The sequence below is a fragment of the Citrobacter sp. CK202 genome (genome assembly GCF_030333225.1).
GTDB lineage: Bacteria > Pseudomonadota > Gammaproteobacteria > Enterobacterales > Enterobacteriaceae > Citrobacter_B > Citrobacter_B koseri.
Genome location: NZ_JAOWGI010000021.1, coordinates 57,553 through 70,473, shown reverse-complemented (window position 1 = coordinate 70,473; position 12,921 = coordinate 57,553). Strand labels below are relative to the sequence as shown.

The following is a 12,921-nucleotide window of genomic DNA, read 5'->3' as shown; positions in this document are numbered from 1 at the left end:
GTGTTGTGCTTTTGTAGCGCCACCGGGCATAACGCATCAAAACTTCTGCTTTTTCTCTTCTACTTTCACGCCTTGCGTGGGCAAACCGGTATCGTAATCACGTACCACCGGAGAATAACCGTCTTGCGGGCGTGGGCGGAATGCCCCCATCCAGCGCGGCCGGGCATCTTTACGCCACGGACGCAGGCTCCACTGGTACGTACGGAACGGGTCGCGGATTTTATCCATGTAATCCAGCAGCGCGTCGTGCATCTGACTGCGAACACCGGCAAATTCCGGCGCAGCAATCAGATTATGCAGTTCATCCGGGTCATTACGCCTGTCGTACAGCTCATCGCTGGTAAACAGGTTCAGCACCAGCTTCCAGTTATCCGTCACCCAGCAGCGCACCGGAATAAAGCCGCCAAAGCTGTCATGCTCGATCTCATAGCGGTTGAACTCCACCATCACCCCGCGCGGCGCTTCAACGGCCAGGATGTTTTCACCCGGAAGAATATCGGGCTTATCAATCCCCGCCAGCGCCATCATCGTAGGCAGCAGGTCAATATGGCTGACTGGCGTATCGATCTGCTGCGGCGCTCCCTGCGGCGGGCGCATAATCAGCGGGATGCGGGTAATGTCATCATACATTGCCGCCCCTTTGCTGATGAGTTTGTGCGCCCCCATCATTTCACCGTGATCGGAGGTATAAATCACCCAGGTATTCTCACGTTGTTCCGGGGTTAACGCATTGATCACCCGCCCAATCTGATCGTCAACAAAGTCATTGCAGGCAAAGTAGAGCGGATGATGATAACAGCCATCATCGCCCACCGGGGACGGCATCGCCTGCGCCCATAGCCGATGGTGCTCAGGTTTATTGCTCAGCGAATCCTGCGCCTTCGCGCCCAGGTCATAATAAAAATCCTGATACTTCTCCAGATACTCAACCGGACAGGTAAACGGATGATGCGGCTCATCATAAGAGACCACCATCAGGAACGGTTCGTCATCTCTCGCTGGCTGATGGAGAAAATCAACCGCCCGGTTGCTGATGCGATACGCCCAGGTAAAGGTCTCATCAATATTATTGGTCTGCAAATCCTCAATACTGTTCAGTCCGTTACGCCACAGGCTGATTTCATTCTCCGTCAGTTCAGAAAGGTAGTTCGCGCCGTCATACCAGTAGTCGGCATCCCACTCAGGCGGGCACTCGCCGGTGCCAAAGTAATCGTGCCCGTCGAGGTGCCATTTGCCGATATAGCAGGTGTGGTAGCCTGCATCCTTAAAATAACGCCCCATCGTGGAGATGTTCTTCCCCGGCGCGACGTTGTTCGTCCACGGGCCGGACTGATTGGCATAAATACCGGTAAAAAGCCCCGCGCGGGCTGGCGTACACACCGGCGAGCAGGTATACGCGGAGTTAAAGCGAATCCCTTCAGCGGCCAGACTGTCAATATGCTGCGTGTTCAGCGGCTTACCGCTATAGCAACCCACCATATTGGTCGCCTGTGTATCGGTCATAATGAACAGAAAATTCGGACGGGTCATGCTTTATCCTTAGCGTCAGAAACATAAACCACAGGCGCGGAATGGCGCGTCTGCCATGAGCTGTAAATCAGGTAAACAACCACCGCAGCGGTGATGGCGTAGCTGAGAATGGTCAGCCACCGGGTCTGATAGCCACCGAACTGCGCCAGACCAGAATAGACGCCAACCATCGCGAACAGGACGCCAACGGCGGCGATCTTCACGTTTTTCCACGGTTTCATGTCAACCGCAAACGCATCATGAAATTTAAACGGCGTTGCACGCGGCTTAATCACGCCAATGAGCAGCATCACCACGACGTTGATACAGAAGGTGCAGGCCAGCACATAGAGGAAATGAAAATCAAATTTCACCAGGTAGTTGATGGTGATGTAACTGACAATACCGAGTCCCATTGCGACCTTCGCGGCCAGCGCCGGAATACGCGGGAAGAAGAAGCCCATAATAACAATGGTCACCAACGGCACGTTATAAATCCCGTTGAGTTGTTTCATCCAACTGTAGAGCCCTTGCGGCGCATAGGCGATCCACGGCGCCACCAGCACGGAGATCACGGCCACAATAAAGCCAAAGCGACGACCAACAGTGACCAGTTTATCGGGGCTGGCCTGTTCATTAATCAGTCGGCGATAGATACCGAGGCTAAACAGGGTCGAAGCACTGTTCAAAAAACCGCAGAATGCGCTGATAATCGCGCCAAACAGCACCGCGCTAAAAAAGCCAATCAGCGGCAGCGGCATCACTTTGTTCACCAGCGCCGGGTAGGCCATGTCTGCTTTCGGTAGATCCTGAAAGAGATGAAAAGCGATAACGCCCGGCAGCACCAGAATCAGCGGGTCCAGCATCTTCAACACCGCCGTAAGCAGCGCCCCTTTTTGCCCTTCCGATAAACTCTTTGATGCCAGCGTACGCTGAACGATCCCCTGGTTGGTGCACCAGTAGAACGTATTGACCAGGATAAGCCCGGTCAACGCCGCGCCAATCGGCACCGGGTCGTTGCTGCCGCCAATCGAGTTCAGCATCTGGCTGTGATCCTGGGTTAAGCGCGTAATACCTTCGCTCAGACTGCCTTTCCCCATCGCCATCAGACCAAACAGCGGCACCATCAGGCCGCCAATCACCAGGCCGATACCGTTAATCACATCGGCAATGGCAATCGCCCGCATCCCGCCGACGACAGCATACAGGATGCCGCTAATCCCCAGCACGACAGCCATCAGCCAGATCGCCGTATGTTGTGAAATACCAAAGGTTTCAGTGACATGAAACATGCTGTTAAAGGCAAGCGCGCCGGAATACAGAATGATGGGTAAAAAACAGATTCCCGTCGCAATCAAAAAACAGCAATCAATAATGATGCGGGTGGTTTTGTCATAGCGCTCTTCAATAAAATCCGGGATCGTTGCAATGCCGCGTTGCAGATAGCGTGGCAGAAAGATCAGCGCCAGAAAAATAAGCGGAATTGCGGAGATGACTTCCCATGCCATTACCGACATACCGCTACGGTAAGCCTGGCCGGTTAATCCCACCAGTTGTTCCGTTGAGAGGTTAGTTAACATCAGCGAGGCGGCAATAACCGGCGCTTTTAATGAACGTCCCGCCAGAAAATATCCCTGCTGCGAACCGGTATCCGCTTTTCGTAACTTCCACCAGGTGATAACCGCCACCAGTAGCGTAAAACCAACAAAGCTCAAAATTTGTAGCGTATTCATCTCATAGCCCTTGTTTTTCATTATGTCCCGGCAGCGGTAGGGTCAACACGAGGTAAAGCGTGCCGGGTCAGGCAGTCAGATTTCTTAATTACAAACATCGCCTCCCTGAAGCATTCACTTTCTGTTATGTTCAGGTTGTGGGCATCATTCTCCGGCGAGAAAATAAAATGAATGGAAACTTGCTAAGTTCGCATGTAAAAAACGAAACTACGTACAATATTCCCCTGTTGATTAATGAAAATGTGATCTCCAGCGGAATTTCATTGATCTCGCTGTGGCATACCTACGCTGACGAAAATTACCGTGTTATATGGCCGCGAGATAAGAAAAAGCCGCTAATCGCCAATTCGTGGGTCGCGGTCTATACCGTACAGGGGTGCGGGAAAATCCTGCTGAAAGACGGTGAGCAAATTACATTAAACGGCAACTGCATTATCTTTTTAAAACCCACCGATATACAGTCTTACCATTGCGAAGGTTTATTGTGGGAGCAATACTGGATGGAGTTTACCCCAACCAGTATTATGGATATTCCTATCCGACAACAAAGCATTATTTATAATGGTGATGTTTATAATCAGGAACTGGCCGAAGTTTCACAATTAATTACCCGCCCGGAACCGATTAAAAATAATCTCGCCGTCGCGTTTCTCACGAAAATTATTTATCAGTGGATTTGTCTTATTGACTCAAACGGGAAAAAAGACCCACAACGCATACAGGTTGAAAAGTTAATTGCAGCGTTACATGCCAGCCTGCAACGCCGCTGGAGCGTGGCGGATATGGCAGCCACGATCCCCTGTAGCGAAGCCTGGCTGCGTCGTCTGTTTTTACGCTATACCGGGAAAACACCGAAAGAATATTATCTGGACGCCCGGCTGGAACTGGCATTATCGCTGTTAAAACAGGAAGGGAATACGGTGGGTCAGGTAGCGGATATGCTCAACTTCTTTGACTCATTTCATTTCAGCAAAGCATTTAAGCATAAATTTGGCTACGCGCCGTCGGCGGTGTTGAAACATCCTGACCGGCACCCGCTGGATGCCGGTCAACAAGATTAGTGCAGTTCAGGCCAGTATTCTTTGTTGGCTTCAATCAGATCATCAAGAATCGCTTTGGCGACAGACGCGCTCGGCACGGTTTTGGAGAGCGTAATCGCCTGCCACAGACGCTGATAGGAGCGATGCTCCCAGGCATCGACCACCAGTTTCTCGACGGCCACCTGCTGGCTCATCAGCCCTTTCTGGAACTGCGGAATATCGCCAACCGTCAGAGGCTCCGGCCCGTTATGCCCCACCAGGCAAGGGATCTCCACCATCGCTTCATCATCAAAGTTATGAATCGCCCCGTTGTTTGGCACAATCAGCAGCATCCGTTCCTGCGTATTAAAGGCGATTGCCGTTGCCAGATCGACGATATAAGACGCGTGTTCATCAATTTCCAGCTCGCCAGCGGAGGAGTGGCCCGCTTCAATAATCGCGCGGCAGGAGCCAAATACCTGTTTTTCACGGTGATCCATCACCTCATTAGCACGCGTGCGCGCCGGGTTCGAGTGCTGCACCACATAGTCTGGGAACAGATAGTATTTCAGATAGGTATTCGGCATGGTGTCCGGGTCCAGCGCCTGCACATCCTTCGCTTTGGCGAACGTGTCATTCCAGCTCGCTTCAGTATGCGGATCGTTAGATGGCGGAACATAACCGTGTTTCGCGACATATTCCCGCAGTTTCGGCATCAGGTCGTTACCCTGCAAGTCCTCAATCGACGTCCACCAGCCAAAGTGGTTCAGCCCGTAATAACGCACGCGCATTTGCTTACGATCTTGCAGGCCGACAATCTGCGCCATCCGCCCTTCAATGCCGATCGGCATATCACAGATATTGAGGATTTTGGCGTTCGGGCGCAGACGTCGCGTCGCCTCGGCCACTATCGCCGCCGGGTTGGAGTAGTTCAGCATCCACGCGTTCGGGGAGTATTTCTCCATGTAATCCACCAGCTCCAGCACGCCGCCAATAGAACGCATCCCATACGCAATCCCGCCCGGACCACAGGTTTCCTGGCCTAACACGCCGTGGCGCAGCGGGATTTTTTCGTCTTTTTCCCGCATCGGGTATTTGCCCACGCGGATATGCGCCATCACGAAATCAACATCGGTAAACGCTGCTTCGGGATCGGTGGTGTAACTAAACTCAATCTCCGGCGCCTGCTCTTTAAGGATGATTTTGCACGCTTCGGCAATCACTTCCTGGCGAGCGCCGTCGTTGTCATAGAATTTCAGCGCGCGAAGCGGAAAACGGTCCTGGTTTGCCAGCAACATCAATACGATGCCCGGCGTAAATGTGCTGCCGCCGCCTGCGATAACCACTGAGAATTTTTTCATGATACTGCCTCCGTCATGGGGATTTGTTCGGTCGATAAGGGGGATTTCATTAGCGTTTCAAGCTGGTCACGCACCTGGGGCACATGCAGGCCTACAATCACCTGGATGCCATTGCCACGGCGAACCACGCCGTGCGCACCCAGTGCTTTAAAGACGTCATCACTCTGGGTCTGCGCCATATCGTGGAGCGCGATACGTAAGCGCGTGGCGCAGTTATTAATGCTTTCGATATTGCCCGCGCCGCCCAGCGCCTGGAGGAACCCGGCTGCCTGCCCAAGTTTTGCGTCCGGCGCGGGCGCCGTTGTCTGTCCACGCGCGGCCTTGTAATCCGCTTTGCTGTAGAGTCTGACTTCACTCTCTTCACGACCCGGCGTTTTCAGATTGAAGCGCAGGATCAGGGTGCGGAAAACCACAAAATAGAGGGCGGTGAATGCCAGCCCGATGCCTATCTGGGTAAACATCATTCCGGCATGGTTGTGGAACATCGGGATCCAGTTTTGCGGTAAGAACTGATCCAGCAGTCCGCCGCCCATATTTCCTACCACGCCGCAGATATACATCACCGTCGCCATTGAGGCCGCCAGCACCGCGTGTACGACAAACAGCAGCGGAGAGATAAACAGGAAAGTGAATTCCAGCGGTTCCGTGATGCCCACCAGTACAGCGGTTAACGTGGCGGGGATCAGCAAACCGGCGACCTTCACCCGGTTTTCTGGCGATGCGGTGTAATAGAGCGCCAGCGCAATCCCGACGGAGCCAAAGATTTTTGAGTTACCGTGCAGGGCAAAACCGCCTTCCGGGAATAACGTCTTCAGCGATTCCGTGCTCTGGCTGAACGCCTGCATGTGTTGCGCCCAGTAAACCTGAATGCCACCTTCTACCGCCGCCGGGCCAAAAATGAAGGGGCCATAGACGAAGTGATGCAGCCCTGTCGGGATCAGAATACGTTCGAGGAAGGTGTAGACCCACACGCCCAGCGCGCCCGCTGAACGCAGGAAAGCCTGTAGGGATTCAATGCCCATCTGCACTTTTGGCCAGCCGAGCAGCGTCAGCCAGGCGCAGGGGATCATCACCAGGAACGCGATAATCACCACAAACGACGTGCCCTGAAAAATACCGAGGAACACGGGCAACGGCTTATCGAAATAGCGGTTGTGCAGCGCGGTGACGATGCCCGAAATCATAATGGCGCCGATAATGCTGGTATCGAGCGTTTTTATTCCGGCCATCATCGTCAGACCGCTGCCTGCCGTCGGGTCTACGCTGAAGTCCACGCCGAAGAAATGCCCCCAGGTCATGCCCATGGCATTAATGAAATAGTTCCATGTCAGGAAGCTGACCAGCACCGCCAGACAAGCTCGGCCTTGCGCCTGTTTAGCCAGGCCAATCGGCAAGCCGACGGCAAAAATCAGCGGCATATTACGGAAAACCGTCCAGCCGCCCTCTTCAATAATATGAACGAGTTGCGCGAATAAACTGTTGGGATCGGTCAGCGCTTCGCCAACAAAAAGCGGGTTGCGCAGCATGATGGCGATACCCACGACGATACCGGCGAACGGGAACAGCAGTACCGGGGTAAACATAGCGCCGCCAAAGCGTTGTATTTGACTGAGCATTTTTACATCCTCATATAACAACCAGTAGGGAGAGGCCTTTTTTGTAGTGATTGCTGGCCTGATACGAGAATAGGTAGTTGCGATTCTGAGAACATGACGCGCCGCTTCGATTCGTGATCGCATTCATGGTTTTAATTCAGTCAATGATGTCTACTTTTTACATAAAAGTTAGACATCAAAAGGTTCGTAGCGCGGAAATTAAAGGGAAAAAGAGGTCTGGTAGTGATCTATAAATCAATAGCGGAACGACTAAGAATCCGGCTCAACTCATCTGATTACAACATCGGTAGCCCGTTGCCTGGTGAAAAAAAGCTGGCGGAAGAGTTTGCTGTGTCACGAATGACCATCCGCAAAGCCGTCGATATGCTGGTGGGATGGGGACTGGTGGTGCGGCGGCACGGGAGCGGCACATACGTGGCGCGTAAAGACCTTCATCATGAAACCACCAACCTGACCGGATTGGCGGAAGTGCTGCGGCGTCAGGGAAAAGAGGTCACCAGCCAGGTGCTGGTATTTGAAGTGATGCCTGCGCCCCCCGCCATTGCCAGCCAGTTGCGGATTCAGATCAACGAACGTATCTACTTTTCCCGCCGCGTGCGCTATGTGGATGGCAAACCGCTGATGCTGGAAGACAGCTATATGCCCGTCAGGCTGTTCCGTAACCTCTCGCTGATCCACCTGGAAGGGTCGAAATTTGATTATATTGAGAAAGAGTGCGGCATCACCATCAGTGGCAACTATGAAAGCCTGACGCCTGTACTGGCCGATAAACAGCTCTCCGCGCAAATGAACGTCCCCGAGCAAACGCCGCTACTGCGGATCACATCGCTTTCTTACAGCGACAGCGGGGAGTTTTTGAATTATTCGGTCATGTTCAGAAATGCCAGCGAATACCAGGTGGACTACCATTTACGGCGCGTCCACCCGGATGCAAACCTGACCTAGCCTAACCCCCAGAAAAGCACCGCCAGCAGTTGCGGGGTGATAATCCGCAGGAACATTACCAGTGGATAAACAGTGGCGTAGGAGAGCGCCGCCGCACCGCTGGTGGCATGCAGGTTGTTAGCGAACGCCAGTGCAGGCGGATCGGTCATTGACCCCGCCAGCATCCCGCATAGCGTCAGGTAGTTCATTTTGGCAAAGATACGCGCCAGAAGACCGACGGTAATCAGCGGAATGGCAGTAATAAAGATGCCGTAACCAATCCAGCTCAGACCATCACCCTGAGTCAACGTATCAATAAAGTCACCGCCAGATTTCAGCCCGACCACCGCGAGAAACAGCACGATCCCCAGCTCACGCAGCGCCAGGTTGGCGCTTGGCGGCATAAACCAGTACAGCTTGCCGATGCTGCCGATACGTCCCAGAATCAGCGCCATGATCAGCGGCCCGCCCGCCAGTCCCAGCTTTAACGCTACCGGGAATCCAGGGACAAACAACGGAATCGACCCCAACAACACGCCCAGACCAATACCGATAAACACCGGTAACATCTGCACCTGTTGCAGTTTTTGCTGGGCGTTACCCACAACATTGGCCACCGCATCAATTGAAGAGGGACGGCCAACCAGATTGAGGATGTCACCGAATTGCAGGCTGGCGTCGCTACTGGCCACCAGCTCTACGCCCGCACGGTTCAGACGGGAGATCACCACGTCATAGCGCTCTTTAAAATGGAGGTCGCGAATGCGTTTTCCGAGCACTTTTTCGTTAGTGACCACGACGCGTTCAACGCGCAAATCCGTCCCTCGCGTTGAGAGCGAGGTGTCCACCTCCTGACCAATGACCAGCTGCGCGTTATGCAGATCGGCGGGCTGTCCCACCAGATGCAGCAGGTCGCCCGACTGGATGATCGTTCCCGGTGAAGGCACCATCAGCGTCTCGTCGCGTTTCAGACGCGAACAGATGATTTTATCGCTGTTCAGGATAGGCACATCCTGGATCGCCATATTGTTGAGATTCGGGTTCTCAACACGGATATTCATGGTCTGGATTAACGAGTGTCCATTGCTAAGCGTGTCTTCATGCTGCTTCGCTTCCGCCTCCACGTTGACGCGAAAAATCATCCGCATCAGCCACATGGTGAGCAAAATACCGCAAATCCCGAAAGGATAGGCCATCGCATAGCTCATCCCCATCTGGTCCACCGCTTCCATTGGCGTTCCCAGATCGCGCAGAATTTGCTGCCCTGCCCCCAGCGCTGGCGTATTGGTGACCGCGCCGGAGAAAATCCCCAGCACCACCGGTAGCGGGATAGCGAAGATTTTATGCAGAATGGCGGTAACCAGCCCACCGATAATGACAATCAGGATGGCAAAGAGATTAAGGCGCAACCCTGAGACGCGCAGAGAGGCAAAGAACCCCGGCCCCACCTGGATACCAATGGTGTAAACGAAGAGTATCAGGCCGAATTCCTGGATAAAGTGCAGCATGTCACTGCTCAGCGTCATCCCGGCCTGATCGACAAAGTGGCCGACGATAATCCCGCCGAACAGTACGCCGCCAATGCCAAAACCGACACCCCGCACCTTGATATTGCCGATCCACAACCCGACAACCGCCACCAACGCCAGAACGCTGACCGTCAATGCTATATCACTCATCTTCTTTTCCCTGTGAATAACATTATTAATTAAATGGATTCTCGCAGAGTACAAGCGGTATGTATGGGTGGTAAAGCACAAAAATGCCCCGTCATTGCTGGCGGGGCGGTTTGTTGAAAAGCATGATGCCGGACCTACAGGTTCGGCGTCGCTTTGTAGGCCCGGTAAGCATAGCGCACCGGGCGATTTGCCGGATGGCGGCTACGCCTTATCCGGCCTACAGGTAGTCCTGGATTAGCTATTTAATGCGGGACGTTCGCTAATGGCGATACGCTGCGGAGCGATGGTTTCCGGCTCGTTGCGGGTTAAATCAATGTGCAATAACCCATTGGTGAAGGTCGCGCCGCTGACCTCCATATTTTCTGCCAGAGTAAAACTCAGACTGAATGGCTGTGTCACCAACCCCTGATGCAACCATTTGGTTTCTTTTTCCGGCTGCGCTGGCGTGCCTTTTACGGTCAGGCGCGTGCCTTCCAGCTGAATATCCAGATCTTCCTGACGGAAACCGGCTAACGCGAGGGTAATGCGGTAGTGGTTGTCATCGCTTTTTTCAATGTTATAGGGCGGGAAGCTCTGGCTTTCGCCGGTGTTTTGCAGGGCGTTGGCCAGTTTGTCAAAACCGATCCATTGACGCAGCAGTGGGGATAAATCGTAATTACGCATGATAATAATCTCCTTCTAAGAAGCGAGTAATACCCAGCGAATCCTCAGATTCGCATATGCTCCCTGACGGCGAGCACGGGGATAACAGGCCGCCGACGGCGACCTGACTGAATCAGTTAATTTCGATACGGCGCGGTTTGTTCGCTTCTGGAATCACGCGCTCCAGGTCGATATACAGCAGACCGTTCACCAGGTTAGCGCCGCGAACATGAATGTTCTCTGCTAACTGGAATTTGCGTTCAAAGTTACGCTCTGCGATGCCCTGGTAGAGATAGGTACGTTCTTTTTGCTCATCCGCGTGAGCGCCTTTTACCACCAGCAGATTATCCTGAGCGGTAATTTCCAGTTCGCTTTCCGCAAAGCCTGCAACGGCAATCGCAATGCGGTAATGGTTTTCATCCACCAGTTCGACGTTATACGGAGGATAACCGCCATTACTCTGGCTCTGGTTGTTTTCTAAGAGGTTAAACAGACGATCAAAACCAATGGCAGAACGGTACAGCGGGGATAAGTCAAAGTTACGCATAATGAATAGCTCCTGAAATCAGCGAGAATAGTTGACCTTCCATCATGGACAGGTCAGGTAGCCAGAACACCCATCAGGCGTGCTCTTTATTTGCCTACACCCTAAAAATGGGTCTGGAAATGAACTTTTCAAGCGCTTGCAGGGGACTTTTTTTGCAGTTTGTTGTCTATCGCATAGACTGGGTGAACAGCACACATTGTTAAAGTGCGATAAGCGCCACAGTGCGACGTGATGGTGATGTTATTTTTCGCGACGGATCGCTATAACTCATCATGCAAACATCGATAATCAACAGATGAATAAATCATGATAAAAAATGTGTTGTTAACGCTGATGATGTGCAGTGGATTGGTTTTACTGGGTGGCTGCTCCAGCGTAATGTCACATACCGGCGGCAAAGAGGGGACCTACCCCGGCACACGCGCCAGCGCCGAAATGATCGGCAGCAGTGATACAAACTGGGGCACCAAATCGCTGGCAATCCTGGATATGCCCTTTACCGCCGTCATGGATACGATACTCTTGCCGTGGGACTTCTTCCGCACAGACAGCTCAGTGAAGTCGCGAGTGGAAAAGAGCGAGGAGAAAACGAAGATGACCAACGCCGTTATCCCCCCGGCAAGAATGCCCGCTCACTGATTTATCGTTCGGTTTCCGTCACCCAAAGCTGGCGGAAACCGTCAACCTCTTCCATCCACGCGATTAACGCCCCATCCGGCGAAAAAACAACGGCGTCCGCGGAAGGCGGGCTGTCATGACTCGCCGTTAAAAAGGCGATTGCTCCGCTCTGCGCGTCGCAGCAGGCAATGCGGTTTTCCAGCACAAACCCCAACCACCGGCCTGACGGGTGCCAGTTGAACGCTGACTGAATATCGGTCGCGTTATGCGTAAGCTGGCGCGGCTCTCCCCCCTGCGCCGGGATCAGCCAGAGCTGAACAATACCGCGATCATCGCGCATCAAAAACGCAATGTCCGTGGCTTGCGGGTTACTCCGCACCCAATGTCGCGGAACGTTTACCAGCCCAGGGAAAACGCGATCGTGCGTAAAGGTCAGACGGCGCTGAACAACGCCCGCAGGCGGCGCAGGCAGCGTTGATTCTGTTCCGGTCAGCGGCATATCGCCTGCCTGTTTCCAGCCTTTTTCATCCTGCGGCAACGCCACCAGAAACAGCTCCGGCACTTTTTCACCCTTCGCCGACAAGGTATCGCCAATAAACGCCAGCGCATGATCGCCTACCCAACCCTCTTCGTAGGCGCGGTTAATGTCATCGCTGCCTGGCCGTGGCGCCGGCGTGGTCTGGCTCACTAACACGCACCAGTGGCTGCCGCTGTACTCCCGAGGATGCTGAACCGCCACCGTAACCGGGCCATACGGCACCGCAACGCCGACGTTACGCAAGTCCAGCGCCGGATCGCGCTCACGCAGTACATGGTCGTTATAGGTGAAGCTGACACGCTCGCCGTTCGGACTGAATACATGCACATGGCTGCCGCCGCGCAGCGCGCCGGGCGTATACGGCACGGTGATGTCCATTGCATCCAGATTCGTCACGCGGTTTTGCGCCGCTATCACGCCGCGACGATGGTGGAAATCATAATGCCACGTCTCGTCCGGGTTCTCCGGGCCATGAATGAACACATAGCGATCGTCTTGTGGATGAACGGTCACCACGCCAACGTGCGCGCCCTGCGTAGCGCGATAAATGACCTCAATCTCGCCAGTCCGTACGTTGACGCGCTCAATCGTCTCACCGGTAAACGAGGCGCCTGACGGACGCACATCAAAAACCAGCCACTGGCTGTCCGCCGTCCAGGTGTTGGTATTCGTAAGCTGATGATGACGCGAAGCGAAAGTGATTTGTTTCATGGAGATACCCTGATGCGCGGTTTT

Annotated in this window: 11 protein-coding genes and 1 other annotated feature; of the genes, 3 read left to right on the top strand and 8 right to left on the bottom strand. The window is 53.6% G+C overall.

What is annotated here, in order from left to right; genetic code table 11:
* Window positions 1-36: 36 nt before the first annotated feature.
* Window positions 37-1,530, bottom strand: a complete 1,494-nt coding sequence (locus tag OGX84_RS06045; protein ID WP_058668309.1) for a sulfatase-like hydrolase/transferase — start codon at window positions 1,528-1,530, stop codon at window positions 37-39.
* Entirely contained in the window at window positions 1,527-3,242 is a 1,716-nt protein-coding gene (locus tag OGX84_RS06040) for a solute:sodium symporter family transporter (protein WP_112001688.1), read from the bottom strand. The genes OGX84_RS06045 and OGX84_RS06040 overlap by 4 nt, the downstream gene beginning before the upstream one ends.
* 167 nt (window positions 3,243-3,409) lie before the next feature.
* On the opposite strand from OGX84_RS06040, the gene OGX84_RS06035 reads away from it, so the two are divergent.
* Window positions 3,410-4,303, top strand: coding sequence for a helix-turn-helix transcriptional regulator (locus OGX84_RS06035; RefSeq protein WP_112001379.1), 894 nt, complete (start codon window positions 3,410-3,412; stop codon window positions 4,301-4,303).
* On the opposite strand, the gene OGX84_RS06030 is transcribed toward OGX84_RS06035, so the two are convergent.
* Window positions 4,300-5,622: a 6-phospho-alpha-glucosidase gene (locus OGX84_RS06030; protein ID WP_047460135.1), complete on the bottom strand. Its 1,323-nt coding sequence runs from the start codon at window positions 5,620-5,622 to the stop codon at window positions 4,300-4,302. The two genes, OGX84_RS06035 and OGX84_RS06030, sit on opposite strands and share 4 nt — an antisense overlap.
* Window positions 5,619-7,238: an alpha-glucoside-specific PTS transporter subunit IIBC gene (locus tag OGX84_RS06025; protein ID WP_112001378.1), complete on the bottom strand. Its 1,620-nt coding sequence runs from the start codon at window positions 7,236-7,238 to the stop codon at window positions 5,619-5,621. Before OGX84_RS06025 ends, OGX84_RS06030 begins: the two co-directional genes overlap by 4 nt.
* A 222-nt stretch (window positions 7,239-7,460) precedes the next feature.
* Here OGX84_RS06025 and OGX84_RS06020 point away from each other — a divergent pair, with 222 nt between their 5' ends.
* Window positions 7,461-8,183 (top strand): GntR family transcriptional regulator, encoded by a 723-nt coding sequence (locus tag OGX84_RS06020; protein WP_071259106.1) that lies wholly within the window; start codon window positions 7,461-7,463, stop codon window positions 8,181-8,183.
* Here OGX84_RS06020 and OGX84_RS06015 read toward each other — a convergent pair.
* From OGX84_RS06015 to ibpA, 3 genes are all read right to left on the bottom strand, one after another.
* The gene (locus tag OGX84_RS06015) at window positions 8,180-9,841 is read right to left on the bottom strand and encodes a putative transporter (RefSeq protein ID WP_101744157.1); all 1,662 of its coding nucleotides are present in this window, start codon (window positions 9,839-9,841) and stop codon (window positions 8,180-8,182) included. The genes OGX84_RS06020 and OGX84_RS06015 overlap by 4 nt on opposite strands.
* Before the next feature lie 234 nt (window positions 9,842-10,075).
* Window positions 10,076-10,504: a small heat shock chaperone IbpB gene (gene ibpB, locus OGX84_RS06010; protein ID WP_047460126.1), complete on the bottom strand. Its 429-nt coding sequence runs from the start codon at window positions 10,502-10,504 to the stop codon at window positions 10,076-10,078.
* Window positions 10,505-10,616: 112 nt separating this feature from the next.
* A complete protein-coding gene (gene ibpA / locus OGX84_RS06005; protein WP_006687722.1) occupies window positions 10,617-11,030 on the bottom strand; it encodes a small heat shock chaperone IbpA in 414 nt (137 codons plus the stop codon).
* Window positions 11,024-11,096 (bottom strand) — a sequence feature (ROSE (Repression Of Heat Shock gene Expression) occurs in the 5'-region of heat shock genes and acts as an RNA thermometer to modulate expression.). Its footprint overlaps the gene before it by 7 nt.
* A 240-nt stretch (window positions 11,097-11,336) precedes the next feature.
* Between ibpA and OGX84_RS06000 the strand changes: the two genes are divergently transcribed.
* Entirely contained in the window at window positions 11,337-11,669 is a 333-nt protein-coding gene (locus tag OGX84_RS06000; protein ID WP_012000796.1) for a YceK/YidQ family lipoprotein, read from the top strand.
* Window position 11,670: 1 nt separating this feature from the next.
* On the opposite strand, the gene OGX84_RS05995 is transcribed toward OGX84_RS06000, so the two are convergent.
* Window positions 11,671-12,897, bottom strand: coding sequence for a YidR family protein (locus OGX84_RS05995; RefSeq protein WP_024130078.1), 1,227 nt, complete (start codon window positions 12,895-12,897; stop codon window positions 11,671-11,673).
* Window positions 12,898-12,921: the final 24 nt, after the last annotated feature.